This window comes from Curtobacterium sp. BRB10, from assembly GCF_031844325.1.
Taxonomy (GTDB): domain Bacteria; phylum Actinomycetota; class Actinomycetes; order Actinomycetales; family Microbacteriaceae; genus Curtobacterium; species Curtobacterium poinsettiae_A.
Window position 1 is genome coordinate 243,885 of sequence record NZ_JAUZVA010000006.1, and the last position, 20,358, is coordinate 264,242.

General features: G+C 72.1%; 21 protein-coding genes and 1 tRNA gene. 9 read left to right on the top strand and 13 right to left on the bottom strand.

The features are described 5' to 3' along the window. The first annotated feature begins 187 nt into the window (after positions 1-187). Both Q9R26_RS14585 and Q9R26_RS14590 read left to right on the top strand, forming a co-directional pair. Positions 188-676 (top strand): peroxiredoxin, encoded by a 489-nt coding sequence (locus Q9R26_RS14585; protein ID WP_311227744.1) that lies wholly within the window; start codon positions 188-190, stop codon positions 674-676. A gap of 56 nt (positions 677-732) precedes the next feature. Next, positions 733-1,659: an alpha/beta hydrolase gene (locus Q9R26_RS14590; RefSeq protein ID WP_311227661.1), complete on the top strand. Its 927-nt coding sequence runs from the start codon at positions 733-735 to the stop codon at positions 1,657-1,659. Positions 1,660-1,674: 15 nt separating this feature from the next. Here Q9R26_RS14590 and Q9R26_RS14595 read toward each other — a convergent pair whose 3' ends face one another. From Q9R26_RS14595 to Q9R26_RS14615, 5 genes are all read right to left on the bottom strand, one after another. Next, complete coding sequence (locus tag Q9R26_RS14595; protein WP_311227662.1) at positions 1,675-3,261, bottom strand: alpha/beta fold hydrolase; 1,587 nt, start codon at positions 3,259-3,261, stop codon at positions 1,675-1,677. After that, positions 3,258-4,229: an amino acid--[acyl-carrier-protein] ligase gene (locus Q9R26_RS14600; protein WP_182066066.1), complete on the bottom strand. Its 972-nt coding sequence runs from the start codon at positions 4,227-4,229 to the stop codon at positions 3,258-3,260. The genes Q9R26_RS14595 and Q9R26_RS14600 overlap by 4 nt, the downstream gene beginning before the upstream one ends. Continuing rightward, complete coding sequence (locus tag Q9R26_RS14605) at positions 4,226-5,401, bottom strand: acyl-CoA dehydrogenase family protein (RefSeq protein WP_182066065.1); 1,176 nt, start codon at positions 5,399-5,401, stop codon at positions 4,226-4,228. The genes Q9R26_RS14600 and Q9R26_RS14605 overlap by 4 nt, the downstream gene beginning before the upstream one ends. Then, a complete protein-coding gene (locus tag Q9R26_RS14610) occupies positions 5,398-5,685 on the bottom strand; it encodes an acyl carrier protein (RefSeq protein WP_051596691.1) in 288 nt (95 codons plus the stop codon). The genes Q9R26_RS14605 and Q9R26_RS14610 overlap by 4 nt, the downstream gene beginning before the upstream one ends. Before the next feature lie 81 nt (positions 5,686-5,766). Then, entirely contained in the window at positions 5,767-6,144 is a 378-nt protein-coding gene (locus Q9R26_RS14615; RefSeq protein WP_182066064.1) for a holo-ACP synthase, read from the bottom strand. 103 nt (positions 6,145-6,247) lie between these two features. On the opposite strand from Q9R26_RS14615, the gene Q9R26_RS14620 reads away from it, so the two are divergent. Together Q9R26_RS14620 and Q9R26_RS14625 are read left to right on the top strand one after the other, a co-directional pair. Next, positions 6,248-7,285 carry a hypothetical protein gene (locus Q9R26_RS14620; RefSeq protein ID WP_311227663.1) on the top strand — a complete coding sequence of 346 codons (1,038 nt, stop codon included), beginning with the start codon at positions 6,248-6,250 and terminating at the stop codon, positions 7,283-7,285. Beyond that, positions 7,282-8,856: a CoF synthetase gene (locus Q9R26_RS14625; RefSeq protein ID WP_311227664.1), complete on the top strand. Its 1,575-nt coding sequence runs from the start codon at positions 7,282-7,284 to the stop codon at positions 8,854-8,856. The genes Q9R26_RS14620 and Q9R26_RS14625 overlap by 4 nt, the downstream gene beginning before the upstream one ends. Positions 8,857-8,874: 18 nt before the next feature. Here the strand turns inward: Q9R26_RS14625 and Q9R26_RS14630 are convergent, their stop codons facing one another. From Q9R26_RS14630 to Q9R26_RS14650, 5 genes are all read right to left on the bottom strand, one after another. Then, positions 8,875-9,426: a hypothetical protein gene (locus Q9R26_RS14630; protein ID WP_182066062.1), complete on the bottom strand. Its 552-nt coding sequence runs from the start codon at positions 9,424-9,426 to the stop codon at positions 8,875-8,877. Further along, on the bottom strand, positions 9,423-10,403 hold the full coding sequence (locus tag Q9R26_RS14635; RefSeq protein WP_311227665.1) for an aldo/keto reductase: 981 nt from the start codon (positions 10,401-10,403) through the stop codon (positions 9,423-9,425). Before Q9R26_RS14635 ends, Q9R26_RS14630 begins: the two co-directional genes overlap by 4 nt. Before the next feature lie 80 nt (positions 10,404-10,483). Next, positions 10,484-11,017: a hypothetical protein gene (locus Q9R26_RS14640; protein ID WP_056068335.1), complete on the bottom strand. Its 534-nt coding sequence runs from the start codon at positions 11,015-11,017 to the stop codon at positions 10,484-10,486. A gap of 42 nt (positions 11,018-11,059) precedes the next feature. Further along, entirely contained in the window at positions 11,060-11,923 is an 864-nt protein-coding gene (locus tag Q9R26_RS14645; RefSeq protein ID WP_311227666.1) for a hypothetical protein, read from the bottom strand. After that, positions 11,923-12,567, bottom strand: a complete 645-nt coding sequence (locus tag Q9R26_RS14650) for a SatD family protein (protein ID WP_311227667.1) — start codon at positions 12,565-12,567, stop codon at positions 11,923-11,925. The genes Q9R26_RS14645 and Q9R26_RS14650 overlap by 1 nt, the downstream gene beginning before the upstream one ends. Positions 12,568-12,652: 85 nt before the next feature. On the opposite strand from Q9R26_RS14650, the gene Q9R26_RS14655 reads away from it, so the two are divergent. After that, positions 12,653-12,725: transfer RNA gene (locus tag Q9R26_RS14655), tRNA-Val, on the top strand. A 16-nt stretch (positions 12,726-12,741) separates the two neighbouring features. Here Q9R26_RS14655 and Q9R26_RS14660 read toward each other — a convergent pair. Next, complete coding sequence (locus Q9R26_RS14660) at positions 12,742-13,668, bottom strand: helix-turn-helix transcriptional regulator (RefSeq protein ID WP_182066072.1); 927 nt, start codon at positions 13,666-13,668, stop codon at positions 12,742-12,744. Positions 13,669-13,774: 106 nt separating this feature from the next. On the opposite strand from Q9R26_RS14660, the gene Q9R26_RS14665 reads away from it, so the two are divergent. The 3 genes from Q9R26_RS14665 (at position 13,775) to Q9R26_RS14675 (ending at position 17,465) form a co-directional block, all read left to right on the top strand. Next, complete coding sequence (locus tag Q9R26_RS14665; RefSeq protein ID WP_182066057.1) at positions 13,775-14,746, top strand: SDR family NAD(P)-dependent oxidoreductase; 972 nt, start codon at positions 13,775-13,777, stop codon at positions 14,744-14,746. Positions 14,747-15,233: 487 nt separating this feature from the next. Continuing rightward, positions 15,234-15,911 carry a hypothetical protein gene (locus tag Q9R26_RS14670; protein ID WP_311227668.1) on the top strand — a complete coding sequence of 226 codons (678 nt, stop codon included), beginning with the start codon at positions 15,234-15,236 and terminating at the stop codon, positions 15,909-15,911. A gap of 195 nt (positions 15,912-16,106) precedes the next feature. Next, on the top strand, positions 16,107-17,465 hold the full coding sequence (locus Q9R26_RS14675) for a cation:dicarboxylate symporter family transporter (RefSeq protein WP_311227669.1): 1,359 nt from the start codon (positions 16,107-16,109) through the stop codon (positions 17,463-17,465). Between the two features lie 26 nt (positions 17,466-17,491). Here Q9R26_RS14675 and Q9R26_RS14680 read toward each other — a convergent pair whose 3' ends face one another. Continuing rightward, a complete protein-coding gene (locus Q9R26_RS14680) occupies positions 17,492-18,001 on the bottom strand; it encodes a hypothetical protein (RefSeq protein ID WP_182066053.1) in 510 nt (169 codons plus the stop codon). A 128-nt stretch (positions 18,002-18,129) separates the two neighbouring features. Here Q9R26_RS14680 and Q9R26_RS14685 point away from each other — a divergent pair, with 128 nt between their 5' ends. Then, positions 18,130-18,972, top strand: a complete 843-nt coding sequence (locus tag Q9R26_RS14685; RefSeq protein WP_311227670.1) for a hypothetical protein — start codon at positions 18,130-18,132, stop codon at positions 18,970-18,972. Positions 18,973-18,974: 2 nt separating this feature from the next. Here the strand turns inward: Q9R26_RS14685 and Q9R26_RS14690 are convergent, their stop codons facing one another. Continuing rightward, entirely contained in the window at positions 18,975-20,312 is a 1,338-nt protein-coding gene (locus Q9R26_RS14690; protein WP_311227671.1) for an ABC transporter substrate-binding protein, read from the bottom strand. Positions 20,313-20,358 lie beyond the last annotated feature (46 nt).

Here is a 20,358-nt window from a genome sequence, read left to right on the forward strand (position 1 = left end):
CGCGACCGGCTGGGGCCCCGTCCACTCTAGGCCCCAGGACCGACGCTGATGCTGATGGTGACGTGCAGGTGGACGGGTGCTTGCATTCGCGTGTCGTCGGCGTAGCATGGCCGATCGTGCACACGCGATCCGCGGCGCACGGACCCGACGGGCACACCCCACGCCCGAGGAAGAAGCACACGTAGCGATGGCACTGGAGATCGGCTCACTCGCGCCGGACTTCGAGCTCCCGAACCAGTTCGGTGAGCACGTCCGACTCAGCGACTTCCGCGGCAACCGCCCGGTCGCACTCGTCTTCTTCCCGCTGGCGTTCTCGTCCGGGTGCACGAACGAGCTCTGCACCCTGCAGGACAACATCACGATGTTCCAGGACCAGCGCATCGAGCTCCTCGGCATCTCGGTCGACTCGAAGGCGACGCTCCGGTCGTTCGCCGAGACGAACGGCTACGATTTCGAGCTGCTCGCCGACTTCTGGCCGCACGGCGCGGTCTCGAAGGAGTACGGCGTGTTCCTCGAGCAGAAGGGCTTCGCCACGCGCGCGACCTTCGTCATCGACGTTCAGGGCCGCATCAAGGCCTCGATCATCACCGAGCCCGGACTGCAGCGCGACGTCGCCGAGTACAGGGCGGCCCTCGACCGGCTCGCCGCCTGCCCGGCACCCGTCCCCGTCGGCTAGCGTTCCGAATCCCTCCTGACGGACGCGTCCGCGTCGACGTCCGGACAGGAGGCCCGGTGCACGCCACCGACACCGACCCGCGTGGTCGCGGGGTCGCCGCTGCTGCGTACGCCCCGTACCCGGTGCGCGTCACGCCCGGTGCCTGGCGGCTGAGCCGGACGGTCGTGGATGCCCCCACCGGGCCCGTCGTGGTGCACCACCGTGCCGGGCCGGACCCGCTCCTGCTGCTGCACGGCGTCGCCGGCTCCTGGTCGACGTGGACGCCGTTGCTGCGCGCCGCGGACGGGATCGGGGACCGCGGGCTGGTGCTCGTCGACCTGCCCGGCTGGGGGTCCTCGCCGGCGCCGGACGGTCCGCTCGGGCTCGACGCCGTCACGGGTGCCGTGTCGGCGGTCCTCGGCGCGCTGGGCGTCGGCGCGGTCGACGTGGTCGGGCACTCGATGGGCGCGTTCGTCGGGTTGCACCTGGCGGTGGTGGCACCCGAGCGGGTGCGCTCGCTCGCCCTGGTGTCCGGCACCACGGTCGCGACGGCCGGTGCGGCTCGGCACCCCGTCCGCGCGATCCGCACGCTGCCGGCGTTCACCCTCCTGCGTGCCGGCCTCACGGTGACCGGTGGCGCCGCTCGGCCACTGCTCCGGGGGATCGCGCGGATCGGCCTGTTGCCGCTCGTCGCCGCGCCGGTGTTCACGCACGTGCGGCGCCTGGACCCGAGCGTGCTGGAGGCCTTCGTCGAGGAGCTCCGGCCGCAGCAGTTCACCGAGGCGGCACGGTCCGCGGCGGCGTACGACGTCGACCGGTGGCGCGCGATCGCCTGCCCCGTGACCGCGATCGCCGGGCGCGACGACGTGTTCGCCCGTGTCTCGGACCTGCAGGCCCTGCGGGAGATCGTGCCGCAGGTCCGGACGGTGCTGCTCGACGACTGCGGACACTTCGCCCACGTCGAGCGTCCCGACGCGGTCCGGCGGGAGCTCGGGCTCCACTGAGCCGGTCGGGCCGCGTCAGGTGTGGACGGGGAACGTCGCGGCGACGCGGGAGCGCACCTCGGCGACGACGGCCTCGCGCATCGCCGGGGAGAACAGCGAGTGGTCGCCGTCCTCGACGCGGACGACGGACACCGAGCCGCGACGGTCGTCACCGGGCCAGCGCCGGACGGCCTTCTGCCCACCGAGCCGGTCGAACAGCGCGGCGTCCTCCGGGGCGACGATCACGACGACGTCGGTGCCGTGCTCGACGAGCGGGCGGACGTGGCCGACGACCCCACCCATCCGGTCGCGACGGGCGATCCGGTCGCGGACGGCCTTCGGCACGAACCGGTTGTACCGCTCGCGCACCCACATCCGGGCGGGCGACGGGGCGTCGATCGCCCGGACCCCGTCGGCGTACGAGCCGGGCTCGGCCGGCACGCGACGGTAGTCGTTCGGGCTGATCTCGACGACCAGGCGAGGCGCTTCCTCGACGGCGCGGCCCGCGACCCAGGCGCCGGCGCACATGCCGACGAGCACGAGCCGGTCCGAGGGCGTGGCGAGGGCGGCGACGACGGCGGACTGGTCCTCCACCCACTCCTGCGCGAACAGGAAGCTCCGCTCGTCCTCGTGCACGCCGGTGCTCTCGCCGGTGGCACGGCGGTCGACCCGGACGACCCGGGCGCCGTCGCGGGCGAGGGCCCGGGCGAGTTCGACCTGGTAGTCGGTGGCACCCACGCGGTGCTCGGCGCCGCCGCTGTGGAGCACGACGACGGGGGCGTCGTGGTGCTGGGCGGACGAGACGGTCTCGATCCCGAACAGACCCCGGTCGCCGAGGTGGACGATCCGCTCCGACACACGGCCGTCGACGTCGAGGACCTCGTCGAGGACGGGCGTGCGGAGGGGCACCGCCGACTCGGGGGCCCATCCGTCGAGCCAGGCGACGACGGTGTCCACGGCGGCCCCGGGGATGCGGGCGTGGATGCTCGTGCCGTCGAGGAGCTCGGCGCTGCCGGCGACCTCGGTCACGTCGACGCCACCGAGGGGCTTCGGCGGCCGGGCACCCGGACGGACGAGCGCGACGGTGGGCCCGGTGCGCGGGGCGAAGGCGAGGTCCGAGAGCGCGGCTGCCTCGTCGGACTCGACGTCGAACCCGATCAGGCTCTCGACGCCGTCGACCACACGGTCGGCACCGATCGTGATGGTCGCGAGGGCGCGCTGCCGACGGAGCCACCCCTTGCCCGATGCCGGGGCGTCCCAGACGACGAGGCCGTCGGTGTCCGCGGCCGCGTTCGCCGCGACGAGGGCGGCCGATGCCAGCCCGACGAAGGCGACGTGCTGCACCCCCGTCGTGCGGAGCACGGCGGCGGCGTGGCGCGCGGACCGGACCTGCGCGTCGGGCGTGGTGTCGGGTCCGCCGTCACCACGTCCGGACGGGTCGTACCGCACCGAGGCGATGCCACGGGCCTCCAGGCGGTCGGCCAGCAGACGGAGCGTGCGGTACGCGATGACGCCCTCCTGCCCGAGCGGCGGGCAGATCACGACGCCCGCGCGCGCGGCGGCGGGGAGCTGGGCTGCGGCGCGGATCGCCGGCGATCCGGACCAGCCGTGCAGCGTGGTCACAGGGCGAGGGCGGCGCGGGCGGACGCCGGCCAGGCGGCGAGGTCCGTGCCGTGGGCGGCGAACAGGGCGATGGTGATGCGCTCCAGGCCGAACGCGATGCAGGCGCTGTGCGCGACCTGTCCGTCCTCGGTGCGGAGGCCGAACGAGGTGCCGAAGTGGTCCTCGTGCAGGTTCGCGGAGCTGATCGCGGTGGCGTCGTGGTCGGGTCCGTAGACCTTCGTCACGAACTCGAACTTGAGCGCCTGCTCGACCTGGTTGCGGGCGAGCATCTGCCCGACGCGGCCGAAGAAGGGGTCGTTGGCGGGGACGACGTCGATCTCGAGCCCGAACGACTCGAGCAGCGCGCGCATCACCGGGATGCTGCCGTCACGGTGGGCCGCTGCGGACGCGGGGGTGCCGACGTGCACGAACTCGTGCATGTGGAAGGCCTGCAGGCGCATCGGGTCGAGCGAGGGCTCCCGGCGGAAGGAGTCGCCGAGGACGTCGAAGAACCGGCCCTGCTGGGGCACGGTGTCGCCGATCAGGCCGTAGACCGGGTGGCAGACCGCGGGGGTGAGCATGAGGTCGGCCGGCTCGAGGAACCCCTCCCAACGCTCACCGCGCTCGCGGGCGGCGAGCAGTGCGCGGTGGGTGCGGTCGTCGCCGGTGAACCCGGAGATCGACGCGGCGAGGTCCGGGAACGACGCGATGTAGTCGGTGCGCTCGAACGACGCGAGCGGCTCGACCGGCGGGAAGCGCAGGACCTCGGCGCCGAGACGCTGCTGGCTGCGGACCGCGGCGGCGTCGACCGCGGCGTACACGCGCTCGAAGACCCCGGTGCGGCCGTAGAGGCCGGGCGTGCCGAGGTCGAGGAGGACGCCGTCGGTCAGCAGGCGGGCGCGGAGGGCGGCGCGGGCGGCGTCGAGCGACGCGGCGGCGTCGGCGGTGGTGGTGTCGGTGCTGTGCGTGGTGGTGTCCGTGCTGGTCACAGGATCACTCCCGTCATCATGGCCAGGTCGGCGTCGTTCTTGAGGAGCCGGTCGTTGCTCACCATGACGGCGGCCCCGTGGGCGTCTCGGAGGTGCCGGGCGATGCTCAGTGGACCCGAGGCGGCGTAGCCCGCGATCCCGACGATGCGCAGTGCCTTCGTGACGATGTCGGTGACGCGCTCGGACGCACCGATCTTCAGGGCGTTCGCTGCGAGGGCGTAGGCGCTCGAGGCGAGCACCTCCGGGTCGTCGGCGGCGGCATCGAACCGTTCGGCGGCGTGGCGCACCGAGTCGGCGAGGGCCTGCAGGTCGACCAGGAGCTCGGCGAGCCGGAGGGCACCGGGCGGGGTCGTCCCGACGACGGCGCGGGCCTGCTTCCGGACGGCACTGCGGGCACGTTCGGCCGACGAGACCGCGATGCCGAGCCAGACCGACGCCCAGAGCACGTGCGACACCGGCAGGACGGTCTGGGCGGAGATCGTGGCGTAGTCGTCGCGGAACACCCGGTCGATCGTCGTCTCGGTGTCGAGGATCCACCCGTTGCTGCACGTGCCGCGGAGCCCCATGGTGTCCCAGGTGGACGTCTGCGACAGGACCATCGTGTCGGTGCGGCAGATGAGCAGTCGCTGGTCCGACGCCGGAGCGTCCGGGTCGCGTCGGGCGGTGACGAACACCGCGTCGGCCTCGGTGGCGTACGAGATCACCGGCGCGTCCTTGCGCAGGCGGATCCGGCCGTCGTCGGTCGGCTCGATGGAACACGTGGACCGACGGGCGTCGCCGCCGACGCCCCGCTCGGTCGTGGCCGACGCGACGAGCGCACCACCACGGACGGCCTCGATCGTCTCGAGCACGCCGGCGCCGTCGCCGCCGTGCCTCCAGAGCGCCATGACCTGGCCCTGGTGCATCGCGAACACCATGCCGGTCGCGGCACAGGCCCGGCCGAGTTCGGTCGCGATCGCGGAGAGTTCGGCCACGGAGGCACCCTCACCGCCGTGCTCGGTCGGCACCGCTGCCGCGAGCAGGCCGTACTCCCGCATCGCGGCGATGGCCTCGCGCGGGGGTCGGGCGTCGCGGTCGACCTCGTCGGCGAACTGCGCGGCGACCTCGGCCACCGCGCTCGCACGCTCCGCGAAGCGGTCGACGACCGACGGCGCGGGCAGGACCAGGGTCACGACGCGAGCTCCGCGGCGGCGGTGATCGACTCGACGCTCGCGAAGGTCGACCGGTTCAGCACGGAGTCGGGGAACTCGACGTCGAGGTCCGACTCCACCGCGAGCATCACGTTGACGGTGGCGTGCGAGGTCAGGCCGAGGGCGTAGAGGTCGGCGATCGACGCGACGTCCCACGCGTCGACCGTCAGTCGACCGTGCTCGGCGAGGGCGCGACGGACGGCCCGGTCGGTGGCCGGGTCGGCGATCGTCGCGGTGGTGCTGGAGGGGTTCGGGTCCTGTTCCATGACGGCAACCATAAAGAGGAACGGCCCTCGGGAAACCGCCGTGCGGGTGCGGGAAACCGCACCCCTGTCCGGAGCGTCGGCTCAGCGCTCCGAGAGGGCCACCGCAGTCGCCACCGCGAGCCCCCGTTCGTGTGCCAACGAGACCGCGATCGGGCCACACCCGATCGACGCCGCCAGATCCGCGGCCGCCCCGGACAGCTCGACCGTCGGGGCGCCGCCGGCGTCGAGCACGACGGCCACGTCACGCAGCGGGATCGCCTGGTCCGGAGCCGGCCGGAGCAGTTTCAGGACGGCCTCCTTGCCCGCGAACCGGGCAGCGAGCCGCTCCGGGTCGTCGCCGGTGTCGGTGCGCTCCCGCAGGGTGAACACCCGGTCCAGGTACCGCTCGCCGTGCGCCGTCACGGCGTCGACGACGTCCTCGACCGCCGCGAGGTCGGTCCCGGTGCGGATGGTCGTCACGAGGAGCAGGCTACGCACGAGTCCTGCACGGTGCATTCCTCGCCGGGCATGATGGACGGCGGGGGTTCGTATGATCGTCGCCAGGGACCACCGAGGGGGAACGATGGCATCACCGTGGACGGGCATCATCGAGGACGCGCGGCACTACCCGTCGCCGCACAACTCGCAACCGATCGTCGTGCGCGTCGAGGACGACCGCACCGCGACCGTGTTCTACGACCTGCGACGGGGGTTGCCGGCGGAGTCGTTCGGCATCCCGTTCGGGCACGTCTGCGCCGGGGTGTTCCTGGCCGGGCTCGACGTGGTCGCACGGGCGCACGGGTTCACCGTGCAGGAACGGCTCGACCACGCCGAGATGGACTTCGGACGGCTCGGCGCCGGTGCGGACGACCACCTGCACCAACTGGGCACGGTGACGTTGCGTCCGCACGTGGTCACCGCAGACGACCGGGAGGCCCTGGCCGGCTTCCTCGCACGGCGCACCTCGCGCAGGCCCTACGACGCAACACTCGTCGACGCCACCGCGATCGAGGCCGCGTCCGCCATCGCGTCGGAGGCCGGGCAACGCTTCCGCACCACCGACGACCGGGCCACCGTCGACGAGATCGTGCGCGTCAACCAGGAGACCCTGTTCGACGACCTGCAACACGACGCCGTGCACGACGAGATCCTGCACTGGCTGCGGTTCTCGAAGCGACAGGCAGCGGCCACCGGCGACGGGCTGTCCGCCGAGACGATGCTCATGCCCGGCCCGGTGCTCCGGTTCGCCATGGAGCACCGCGGGCTCTGGCAGGCCCCGGGCATCGGCGGGGTCTTCCGCAGGGTGTACCTGTCGACCATGCGGGGCGTCCGACAGCTCGCCTGGCTCGAGGGGCCGTTCAGCACGCCGGCCGAGTACGTCGAGGCCGGACGGGTCTTCATGCGCATCTGGCTGGAGTTCTCCGCCCGCGGCATCGCCTTGCACCCCTTCGGCACCGTGATCACCAACCCGCGATCGCACGCCGCGTTCGTGGAACGTGCGGGCGTCGACGAGTTCGACGGGCGGATGGCCTGGATGCTGTTCCGCTTCGGACACAGCGACCCACCACCGCTGGCGCACCGCCGACCCGCAGCAGCGATGACCCTCGGCGGTGCCCGGTGAAACGCGCAGCGGTGTTCTCGGTGGTGTGGGTGGTCGAGACGTTCGTCGCGCTGTTCATGCCCCGCGTCGGCACCCACAAGCTCCTGCTCACGCCGGGCATCGAGCCGCTCCGCTGGACCCTCGGACGCTGGCGCGCCTGGCGGACCGCGGAACGGGCTGCGAAGCGGGTCCCCGCGTACCGGGCATTCCTGGCGGAGTCCGGACGCGCCTCCAGGCTCGACACCCGTGGCGGGATCGCCGCGGCGATCTCGGGACTGCCCGAGATGGACAAGGACTCCTACGTCAAGCGCTGGAGCATCCCCGAGCGCTGCGTCGACGGACGCCTGCCCCGACGCGGCGTCGTCGTCGACGAGTCCAGCGGATCGAGCGGCACCCCGACCAGCTGGGTGCGCGGCCCCGACGAACGCCAGGCCACCCGACAGCTGCTGCAGCTCGGGTTCTCGCGCACCGCGAAGGACCTGTCCAAACAGCCGTTCGTGCTCAACGCCTTCTCGCTCGGGGCATGGGCCACCGGGATGAACGTCACCGCCTCGCTCACCGAGTCGTCCATGATCAAGTCGATCGGCCCGGACCGCGACAAGATCGTGCAGACGATGCGCGAGTTCGGGACCGACTTCACCTACATCATCTGCAGCTACCCGCCGTTCCTGAAGGCCCTGTTCGAGGACGACCGGCTCGACTGGAGCCGGTACACGATCGTCGCCGCGTTCGGAGGCGAGGGCATCAGCGAGAACATGCGCGCCCACATCGAGCAGTACGCCCAAGCCGTGCTCGGCTCCTACGGCGCGAGCGACCTCGAGATCAACCTCGGCATCGAGACACCGTTCAGCGTGCGGCTGCGCCGAGCGATCGCTGCATCACCGGAACTCTCCGCCGCCCTGACCAAGCAGGGCGAGTACGGGGTGCTGCCGATGGTGTTCCAGTTCAACCCGTTCGGCTACCTGATCGAGACGAACGACCTGGGCGAACTCGTCGTCACCATCGCCCGCTCCGAGAACATCAGTCCACGCATCCGCTACAACATCCACGACCGCGGACACGTGGTGCGCATGAAGGAGCTGCGGTCCGTGCTGCGGACGACCGGCCACGCGGCGCTCGCCGCCGAGGCCGAGCTCGACCTGCCGCTGCTGTTCCACTACGGCCGGTCCGACCTGTCCGTCGACTACAACGGGGCCGTCGTCGCACCCGACGTGGTCCGGGACGTCGTGTACGGCGACCCGGAGCTGCTCGAGGCCGTCGAGAACCACCGGCTGATCAGCTACGAGGACGACCGCGGCGACCGGCAGCTGCACATCGCGTTCCAGCTCGCCTCGGGTGCCGGCGGGTTCGACGCCGATGCCGCTCGCGGCGCCGTGGTCGCGGAGCTGCGCCGGCTGAACAAGGACTTCTCGAACGCGATCCGCACGGCGCCGCCCGGCACGCTGCCGACGGTGGCGTTTTACCCGTACCGGACGGGGCCGTTCCGCGAGGACGGCAAGAAGCTCAAGAACGAGTACGTGTGGCAGCTGCCGGCCGGGTCGGTCGAGCAGTGGGACCTCGACCTGTCGTGGGTCGCGGCGAAGGAGGCCTGAGCCGAGCCGGTTCCGGCGCTAGTCGTACTGTGGCGGCCAGTCGAAGGGCGTCGGCAGGTGCGGGACCTCGCCGACGGTCGTGACGACGAGGACGACCTGGCGCAGGTCCGTGAGCTCGATCGAGCGCGGGTTGCCGATCCTCCGGTGTCCGTCGACCCACACCGTCAGTTCGCCGCGCAGGCCACCGACGTGCTCCGGACCGAGCGAGACGCCCCACTCGTCGAAGAACTGGCCGAGCGTGAAGGGCTGTTCCGTCGGCGACTCGACGTGCACGATGCCCGAGGTGTCGTGCGTGTGGATCTCCGCGGCGAACTTCCGGCTGTCCGAGTGCCCGATGTTCGCCGGGACGGTCACCGGTTCGTCGCCGTCCAGGATCGTCAGGTGCGTGTGCACGTGCTCGGCCAACCGTTCGCCCCAGACGTTCCGGAGCCCGGCGGCCTCGGCGCGGGCCGCCAGGTCGGACGGACGTGGCCAGGGCGGAGCATCGCGGGCGGTGACCGGTCCGGGTGCGGCACACCCGGACAGCAGCAGGAGTGCGGCCACCGCGACCGCGACGATCCGCAGGTTCACCAGCGGTCGTGGACGCTCGCGCGGAACCACGTCTCGTACAGGTCGTGCACGGTGGCGTCGAGACCCTCGATCGGCGGCAGGTCGCCGGCTGCGGCGTTCGAGCGCGCCTGCTCCGGGTTGCGCGCGCCGGGGATCGCCGCGGTGACGCCGTCCTGCGCGAGGATCCACGCGAGCGCCGCCTGCGGGACCGAGACGGCGTCGGGCAGGGACGCCGCGAAGGTCTGCGCGGCGCGCACGCCGTCGTCGTAGTCGACGCCGCTGAAGGTCTCGCCCTGGTCGAAGGCCTCGCCGTGGCGGTTGTAGTTGCGGTGGTCGCCCTCGGCGAACGACGTGTCGGTCGTGTACTTGCCGGAGAGCAGCCCCGAGGCCAACGGGACGCGCGCCAGGATGCCGACCCCTGCCTCCCGGGCCGCCGGCAGCACGCGGTCGAGCGGCTTGAGACGGAACGCGTTGAGGATGATCTGGACGCTCGCGACGCCGGGCCGGGCGATCGCGGTGAGGGCCTGGTCGGCGGTCTCGACGCTGACGCCGTAGGCGGCGACCGAGCCGTCGGCGACCAGCGCGTCGAGGGCGTCGTAGACGGCGTCGTCCTGGTAGACCGGGGTCGGCGGGCAGTGCAGCTGCACGAGGTCGAGGGTGTCCTGCCCGAGGTTCCTCCGCGAGCGGTCGACCCACTCGCGGAAGTTCGCGGCGACGTAGTTCTCGGGGACCTGGTCGGCGCGACGGCCCATCTTCGTGGTGATCGTCAGTGGCACGTCGGGGTTCGCGGCACGCCACGCGCCGATGAGCTGCTCGCTCCGTCCGTCGCCGTAGACGTCGGCGGTGTCGAACAGGGTGACACCCGACTCGACGGAGGCGTCCATGACGGCGTTCGCGTCGGCTTCGGAGACGGGACCCCAGTCACCGCCGAACTGCCAGGTGCCGAGACCGATGGGGGAGACGGAGCGGCCGGTGCGGCCGAGGGTGCGACTCTGCATGGGTCCGAGCGTAGTCAGACGCGCACGGGCGGTGTCCAGTCGGGCGGGGTTCGGCCGAGCAGGGTTCGGCCGAGCGGGGTTCAGCCGATCGTGGAGACGCCGCGGCGCAGGAGCGCTCGCGCCGCCCGGGCGCGGGGGATGACCCAGACGGCTGCCCACAGGGCCATCGCGCTCCACAGCAGGATGAGCATCGTCGTGATGAGCGTGCCGTGCTGGTCGCGCATCGACCACGTCATCGCGATCCACAGCACGCCGAGGACGACCTTGCCCCAGCCGGCGCCCTCACGGTCCGCCTGGGCCTGGACGAGCGGGATCCACTGGTCCGCCGGCACACCCGCGGGCACCTGACCGTCGGCGATCCACTCGCGCACGACGATCGACCGTTCGTAGCCGCCCTCGGCGCGCCAGGCGCGGCGCTGCAGGACGACGGCGATCGCGGCTCCGGCCGCCGCGGTCGGGATGCCGACCGAGACCAGGACGGTGGTGGTCGCCTCGGTCCACGAGGACAGGACCAGCATGACCAGGACGACGGCGAAGGCCGCGCCCGTCACGCCCGCACCGAGCAGGCGGAGCCGCCCGGCTTCGTCGAGGACACCGACTCCGACACCGTTCACGGGGGAGAGCGTACCTGCGGTGATCGGGGGCCGGGCTGTTCGTCAGCCCAGTGCCAGCAACCAGCAGATGCCGGCGGCGGTGAAGGCCATCGCCCAGCTCACCAGGCTGCCGATCAAGAAGTACTCGGCCTGGTAGCCGGTCGTCTCGCGGCGGATCTCGGGGAAGCGGACGATCCCCTTCGCGGCGATCAGCGCCGCGACGACGGGGAAGGCGCCGGCCAACGAGAACCCGGCCAGCAACAGGCGCTCGATCGGGCCGATCATGCGTCCGCCCTTGAGGGTGACCGTGCCGTCTGCGTCTGCGTCTGCGTTCCCGTCGGCCCCGGGAGCCCGGGTGGTGCGGCGCCAGTCGAAGCGCTTCCGGCGGGTCGGTTCGGCCGCCACTGCACCGGCCCTTGCGTCGGGGGACAGCCCCGGTGGCAGCGCCTGGGCGACGACCACGTTGGCCGAGTCGACCAGGAACAGTGCGGACCCGATGCCGGCGACGAGCGCCGGGAGCGGCACCGCTCCGACGAACGCCGGGCCGGCGTCCCGGTGCCAGTCGACCACGAAGCCGGAGGCGTCGGCAGGCGGCGCCCAGAGCAGCAGCACGGCGACGGCGACCGCGAGCAGGACGGCCGGCCACGACCCCGAGCGGCGGAGCCAGGGCACCGGCCGGCCTCGGCCGGGTGCGCCCCCGGACCGCACCGGGATCGTCGTCGCGACCCACAGGGCTGCGAGGACGACCGTGACCAGCACCGACCAGACCGCGATGCCGAGGCCGAGCACCGCCACGGCCGTCGCGGCGGCCCAGAGCAGGACGATCACGGTGGTCGTCAGCACGCGTCGTGGGGCGGCGTCGGTCCCGGTCCGTGCACGCACGACGTCGGCGAGCCCGACGAGGGTCAGGAGGATTCCGGCGAGCATCAGCGGCCCCCGTCCCCGAGGACACGCAGGCCCTCGACCAGGGCGGCCACGCCCGACTTCTGCACGGACTGGGACACCGCCGACGGGGTGATCCCCTCGTCCGCGGCGATCTGCGCCTGCGTCCGGCCCTGCACCAGACCGAGTGCGATCCGGCGGGCGCGGGGTGCGAGTCGCGAGACGACGTGGTCGCGGCTGAGGAAGTAGGCGTTCACGAGTCGCTCCGTCGTTCCGTGGCGGTCGTCGGCGTCGTGGTACCAGGACCGCAGGAACGCGGTCCTGCCGTCCTCGCGCCGGTGGGTCTCGTTGATGGCGTCCCGCGCCGACCACCAGCCCGGGCCGTCCTGCAGCGGCCCGGCGCCGCCGGTGCCGATCGTCCGGACCTGCCCGCGGCCGAGGCCGAGGCGGATCTGCACGGTCGGGGGGAGTGCGAGGGTCGCTGCCGTCGTCGCCACGAGGGCATCGGTGAGCGTGCCGTAGATGACCTGGAACTCGTCGCCGACCGTGGCGTGCAAGGGGTCGAGTGCGGCGACGTCCGCGGTACTGTCGAACGCGCGCTCCACGTCGTGCTGGGCTGCGGAGCGGTCCTCGAGCATGCGGGAGTCGACCAGGTCGACGATCACGGCTACGACTGGCTCGGACTGCATGGGTTAAGCGTAGAGCTTCATATCGTCGAAAGTAAGTCTGGGGCTAAACTTCATCGACTGCCGTGACGCTCTAGGATCGTCGTGAGGGCCTTTAGCTCAGCTGGTAGAGCGCCACGTTTACACCGTGGATGTCGTCGGTTCGATCCCGGCAGGGCCCACCGAGAAGACCCGGGTTCAGCGCGTGGCTGGTCCGCCGCCGGGACCGGCCGACGATCCGTCAGTCGCTGAGAGGCCACGGCCATCCGGCTTCGTGGTCGCCGCCGGCTCGTCGATCCTCGATGTGCTCGCCGTGCCCATGGACAGCAGCATCAGCGCGCGCGCCGTTGCAGAGCCGGCCTCGCAGCCGTAGACGACGAGCTGCAGGCCGGGTGACCCCTCGACGGCGAAGGTGTGTGCGTCGAACTCCAGCCACCCGACCTTCCCGTGCTCGAACCGCTTCGCGGTGGTCGTCTTGCGCCGTACCCGTTGCGTGCTCCACCGTTCGGCGAACTCGGGGCTGGCGTCGTTCACGGCTGCGATGAGACGAAGGAGGCGCGGGTCGCTCCCGAACTCCGCGGTCGCCGCCCGCAGGCTCGCGACGGTTGCGTCTGCGGCGCGGGCCCAGTCGGCGTGGAAGTGCCGAGCCGCCGGGTCGAGGAAGGTCATCCGCACGAGGTTGTCGAATCGTCCGAAGGGTGCGTACACCGCACGTGCCAGGGCGTTCGCGGCGAGGACCTCGTGCGCGGGGTCGATCACGAACGCGGGGTGTGTCGACCACGAGTCGAGCAGCTGCCCGAGAGCCGGCGTCACCGACGTCGCCACGCGGGGGAGTCGCGGGGAAGCAACCAGTCCTGCCAACGAGAACAGGTGTGCACGCTCGTCGCCCTCGAGCTCGAGCCCGTCGGCGATGCCCTCGAGCACGGCGGCGCCGGGACTCAACTCCCGCCCTTGCTCGAGGCGCGTGTAGTAGTCGACGCTGAGGCCGCCCAGCACCGCGAGCTCCTCGCGACGGAGCCCGGGCACGCGGCGGACACCTCCGCCTGGCAGTCCGAGCGACTCCGGGGCGAGGCGGCCGCGGACGGCGCGCAGGTACGCGGCGAGGGTGAGGTCGTCGGCGGGCATGGGCACAGGACCAGGGTAGGTGGCAGGAGCTCCGCGTCCCTGGTCCTGCCGCACCCCGGCGGGACCGGGCCATGGTCCGGGGCTGCACGGGGCCGACGCTGGGAGCATGGACACCACCAGCACACCCCAGCCGGTTCACCCCTACCTCGGCCTCTGGGTCACCACCGATGGCCGCATCCGCCACGAGCTGCGGCCCGACGGCCGCTACGTGGAGGCCCGAGGCGACCGCGAGGCGGCCTACGTGGGCGCCTACGAGGTCGACGGTGACCACATCGACTACCGCGACGACACCGGCTTCACCGCGGACGGCGACTTCAGGGACGACGTCCTGCACCACGCGGGCATGGTGCTGCACCGACGGAAGGTCGTCCTCGTGACGGGCGCCTCGAGCGGTATCGGGCGCGCGACGGCCATCCGCCTCGCCGCGGCCGGCCACCCCGTCGTGCTCGGGGCCCGTCGCACCGACCAGCTCGACGAGCTCGTCACCGAGATCGAGGGGGCGGGCGGCACGGCGATGGCAGTGCCGCTCGACGTCACCGCCCTCGCCTCGGTGCAGGAGTTCGCGGCTGTTGCCCGGGCACGTTTCGGGCGGATCGACGTGCTCGTCGCGAACGCCGGCGTGATGCCGCTGTCGCCCCTTGCCGCAGGCCTCGTCGACGAGTGGGACAGGATGATCGACGTCAACGTCCGCGGCCTCCTCCACAGCATCGCGGCGACACTGCCCACCATGCTCGCGCAGGGCACGGGCCACGTCGTGACGATCGCGTCCGTCGGCGCCTACGACGTCTCGCCCACGGCGGCCGTCTACTGCGGCACGAAGTTCGCAGCACGGGCGATCACCGAGGGGCTTCGTCAGGAGTCACCGCGCGGTATCCGTGTCACCACCGTGTCGCCCGGAGTCACCGAGTCCGAGCTCGCTGCAACGATCACCGACGCCTCCGCCGCCGCCGCGATGGTCGTCTACCGCGCCGAGTCGATCTCTGCCGACGCGATCGCCCGCGCCGTCTCCTACGCGGTGGCCGAGCGACCCGACGTCGACGTGAACGAGATCGTCGTGAGGCCTGCGGCCCAGCGTTGAGTTGCTCCGCAGTGTCGCGGCGAGCCGCCATGCGAGGCCCGACGGGTGGCGGTCACTCCGAGAGGGCCATGTCTCGAGCGGCGATCGTCATCGAACGCGAGAGGCTCTGCGTGCCCGGGAGGTCAGAGTGATCGCGGCGAGAGCGAGGACGATCGCTGCGGCTGCGGCAATCCGGCCCACCTGCCGAGCGGCCAGCGCCGATGTCGTACTGCCGTTTCGTCAGGACGACATCGGCGCCCTCGGGGTGGGCCAGAAGAACACCGGCGCAACCTGGCCGGCCCTCACAGTCGCTAGGCGGCGCAGCGCCCGCGCCCGGCACACGTCGCTCGCATCGCTGGGCTGCACTTCGTCGTGCTCCGGAGATCGCTCTGCCGGTCTGAACAGATCCTGGACGTGACCCGGGCGGCGCGCCGCAGCCGGGACCCGTAGGCTCCGAGTCGGACCCACCGGTGCACGGGGCGCACGGCGGGATCCGAGGGGGAACCACATGTCCATCACATCCAGGATCACCACCGCGGGGACGGCGACCGTGATCGTCGTGCTCGCGATCTCCGGCTGCGCCGGGACCGGCACCACGGCACGGGGGACGGAGCGGGCCGCACCGCGGTCGGCGGCGCCGACACCGACACCGACGGAGGCGCCGACACCGACACCGACGGAGGCGCCGACCTCGCCAGCCACCGCCGACGCCGCCACGAAGGACCTCACGTTCGAGGATGGCGACGCGCTCTCGGCGAGCACGCTGCCCGCGTTCGGGCTCGAGGTCTCGGCGCTCGACGGCTGGGAGCAGACCGGCGAGGACCCGACCACCGGGTCGCGGGAGTACACGAACGCCGACGGTTCCGTGGCGACGATCACGCAGCAGCGGCTCACCGACCTCGACCCGACGATCGGGGACCGTGCCGCCACCGAGCAGCTGTTCACGGCCGCGGGGCTGCCGGCCGACCGACTCGAGGAGCAGCTGCTGCCGACGATCACCGGCGGCACCGCGCAGTTCCTGTCGATCGCGGGCCACAACACGGACGGGTCGTGGTCGGCGACCGTGGCGCGGGCGTTCGCGAAGCCCGGCGCAGCGCTCATCGTGAAGGTGCGGACGACCTCGCAGGAAGCGCTCCGACCAGACCTGCACGACATCCTCGTCAACGCGCAGGTGGTCGTCGCCTGACGACACAGGCGACGGAACGGGAGACGGACGGGAGGCCCGCTGCCAGCTGGCACCGGGCCTCCCGTCCGTCTCGTGGGGACCCTGGGACGTTCGCCGCCGCCTCCGCGCCGGCCGCCCGTTCCAGCCGCGCGGGGAGGGCAGAGCTGGGAACAGACTCGCAACGTCGTCGAAACACGCGCGCGGTGGGGTGGATGCATGGACGTCACCACCACGGATCGTGCTCCCGCTCGCTGGTACCAGTCGCTGTTCGTGCAGATCGCGATCTGCGTGGCCCTCGGCATCGCCGTCGGGGTCTGCTTCCCCGCGGCCGCGCCGGTGCTGAACGTGGTCGGGCAGGGGTTCATCCGGCTGATCGAGATGGTGATCGCGCCGCTCGTGTTCATCGTCGTGGTGACCGGCATCGTGCACGTCGGCGACCTGCGGTCCGTGGGCCGGATCGCCGGCAAGGCGATGATCTACTTCCTGCTCGCCTCGTCGTGCGCACTCGTGTTCGGGTTGCTGGTCGGCAACCTCGTGCGCCCCGGGGCCGGCCTGCGGGTCGACCCGTCGTCGCTCGACGCCTCCGCCGTGGCGGCGAAGACCGCGGGCGGTGCGGCTCCGGACGCCGGCACCTTCATCCTCGACCTCATCCCGTCGAGCGTCGTCAACGCATTCGCGACGAACGACATCCTGCAGGTGCTCGTCTTCGCGGTGTTCGTCGGCGCGGCGATCGCCGCGATCGGGAGCGACCGTGCGCGACCGCTCGTGCGGGGCCTCGACCTGTGCCTCGAGGTCGTCTACCGGATCCTCGGGTGGGTCATGCGCCTGTCGCCGCTCGGTGCGTTCGGCGCGATGGCGTACGTGGTCGGCCAGTACGGCATCGACACCCTGGGGTCGTACGGACTCCTCATCGCCGCCTGCTACGGCGCGGCGGCGGTGTTCATCGTGGCGCTGCTCGTCGGCGGGCGGCTGCTGTCCGGGGTGCCGATCTGGCGGTTCGTCTGGCACACCCGGGCCGAGTTCGGGCTGGCCCTGGGCACGGCGTCGACCGAGGCCGTGCTGCCGCGGATGATCACCCGGCTCACCGAGGTCGGCGTCTCCCGCAGCGTCGCCGGGCTCGTCGTGCCGACGGGGTACTCGTTCAACCTCGACGGGGCCGCGATCTACCTGTCGATCTCGCTGCTGTTCCTGACCCAGGCATTCGGGGTGCCGTTGACCCTCGAGCAGCAGGTCGCCGCGCTCGGGGTGCTCCTGCTGACGTCGAAGGGTATGGCCGGGGTGCCGGGCTCGTCGTTCCTGGCGCTGTCCGCCACGGCGACGAGTCTCGGGCTGTTCCCGGTGGCGGGTGTCGCGCTGCTGCTCGGAGCCGACCGGATCATGGACGCGATGCGGGTGAGCGTCAACCTGCTCGGCAACTGCGTCGCGACACTCGTGGTGGCGCGGTGGCAGGGCGAGCTCGACCGTGAGCGGGTGGACGCGGTGCTCCGGCCCGGGCGCGGGGTGCGGCCGTCGTCGGAGCCGGAACCTGCTGCGGGTGCAGCGGGTGCAGCCGCGGTGTCGGCGCCGGTTCGGTGAGGGGTCGTGGCGCGCTCGCGGCGCGGTCAGCGTTCGAGGACGGCGCGCTGCTGGTCGTACTGCTGGCGGGTCCGGCGGCCGCCCATCTTGCGGACGACTGCGCCGGAGGGGTCACGCGTGATCCGCCACCACACGCCGACACAGATCGCGTCGATGGGAAGGATCACGCAGAGCGACACGATGACGTGACGTCCGACATCGGCTCTCCACGGGAGTCCGGACAGCTCGAGTGCGGTGGTGACGAGGGCGGTGGTGACCAGGAAGATCGGGGTCAGCCAAAGCTTGCGCACGGACCACTGTCGGGCGGCGTCGAGTTCGTCCAGCCGGGCGAGCGGCAGCGTCGATCCGATGTGCTCACGGGGGTCGCCACCGACGACGACCGCAGCGGGAGTCGTCGCCGGTACCGAGTCGCTGTCCGCGGCGGGACGCCACACCACGTCGTCCAGGTGCTCGACCTCGTCGTCGATGCGGAACCAGCCGCCTTCGAAGCCGTCGGCAGCGGCGTCGGGATCGGGGCGGGGCGTGGTCGTGGTCACGTCGGTCATCTTGGCAGCAACCCGGGCCGCTGCGGCACCACCGCTTCGGGGGTGGGCGGTGGCGTTGCTCGGGCCCGGGGCACGTTCTGCTGGCAGGATGTTCCCGACACCACGGGGCGGGGGCCGGCATGGGGACGGAACAGCAGGACTGGCGAGACCAGGGGACGGGCCCGACGACCGGGCGGGGCAACGCGATCGCCATCGCGCTCGTGCTGCCGGTGCTGCTCGTCGTGAGCTGGGCCGTGCAGATCGGGGCGTACCTGGCGCGCGACTTCGGGTCGATGGACGACCGGCTCGGCGCCGGGGGCGTGTTGGCACGGCTGGTGATCGGCACCGTGCTCGCCGTGGGGATCCCTGTGGTGGTGCTCATCGTGCAGGTCCGGGCTCGTCGGCGCGAACCGCGGCACTCGCTGGCCGCCGTGGTCGCGGCGATCGTCGTGCTGGTCATCGCCGTACCGTGGAACGGCCTGGTCCTGACGTCACAGGTGCGGAGCATGGCCGCCGATGCCCGACAGCGCGCGCAGCCCGCGACCGCCGCCGAGCGGCACTTCGCCGACGGTGACGCCCGGGCCACGCTCGAGCGGATCGGGGACCGTACGGTGCGGATCCTCGGCGGCGACCGGAAGGCCGCCTACCGGGACGGCCAACCCGCCGGTGGCGCGTACAGCGAGGAGTGCCAGCTGTCGAACGCCCACCAGGGGGTGCGGTGGCTCTACTGGTACGACCCGGGGGAGTACACCGACGCCGGCGGCAAGGAGCTCCTGCCCGATGACCACACCATGATCGAGGGTGCGAACCGTGACGTGGCCGGCGTCCGCACGTACTGGGCCTCCGAGGGGATCGGTGCCCGCTCCGAAGCGGACCTGGTCCCCGGCCAGATCGCACCCACAGCGGACTGGCTCGAGAGTGGTTCGTCGTACACGCGGCCCGGTCCGGACGTCGACTTCCGCACGATCTGCCTGGTGCGCTGACCTCACTTGCCGGCGGCCTCGTTGTAGGACTCGATCTGCTTGCCGGCCTGCTGCTCCGCGTCCTGCATCGTCGACTCGACGTCGGCGCCCTCGACGATCCGGTTGAAGGCTCCGATGACGGTGGCGCGCACCGTCGGGAACGCGCCGGTGATGCAGCCGGCCGCGGCGACGCTCGTGGGGTCGTCGGCCAGCTGCTGGTACATCGTGGCGATGTTCGGGTCGGACAGGGAGCGCTTGCCCACCGTGGTGTCCTGAGCGTCGGTGTTCATCGCGACGTAGCCGGTCGCCTTCGCCCACTCGGCCTGCACGTCCGGTGTCTGGAGCCACTCGGCGAACGTGTACGACGCCTGCTGTTCGGCGGACGAGTGGCCCTTGCCGGAGATCCAGAGCGCGTTGCCGCCGATGACCTGCCCGGCGTCGTCGGAGTCCGACGTGGTGGGGAACCGGGCGACGACGGACTTCGAGCCGTCCGGGTCGACCGTCGTGTAGGCACCGGAGGAGGTCAGCAGCATCCCGACCTTGTTGCTCGAAAACGCCGAGTTCTGCACGGTCGAGTCGGTGCCGGGGTTCAGGGCGGCGCCGTCCTGGTAGAGCTTCTGCAGCGTGGTCATGAACTGCACCTGGGTGTCCGAGGTGAGCGAGACACCGGTGACCGGCTTGCCCTTCCGCCCGTTGTCCGGCGTGCAGAAGGGCTGGCCGCCCGAGGCGCTGAGCTCCTCGAGCATCCACGAGTCGCCCATGTTCATGCTCATGCCGTAGCCACCAGTCTCGGCGTGGATCTTCTCGGCCCAGGTCGCGACCTGCGCCAGCGTCTTCGGCGGCTCGGCGGCGTCGAGGCCGGCCTTCGCGACCAGTGCCTTGTTCAGGTAGAGCACGGGCATCGAGACCGAGAACGGCATCGCCGCCAGTGACTTGCCGTCGCTGTAGTAGGTGGCGGCGGCCGGGGCGATCGTGTCGGTGCCCGATGTCGAGCCGCTGATCTCCGCGGGGGACACCGTCTGGCCGGAGTCGATCATGAACCCGGTCGACACGTCGTTCATCATGAGCAGGTCAGGCGTCGAGCCGGACTGCACCGCCGCGGTGTACTTCGTCTGGACGGCTGCGTAGTCGCCCTGGAACGACGACTTCACGGTGATGTGCTGGTCGTTCTCCTTGTTGAACCGGGCGACGAGCGCGTCGAGCTCGGTCGCGGGCGGCCCGGACATGGCGTGCCAGAAGTCGACGGTGACGGGGCCCGAGCTGTCCGACGCGGAGCTCGACGTGGAGCACCCGGTCAGGGCGAGGACCGTGACGGCGCCGGTGGCGAGTGCGGCGAGGGCGGTGGAGCGACGTGCGGGCATGGTGCGTCCTTCGGGTGTGGGGCGGGCGGGGGTCAGGGAGGGGCGG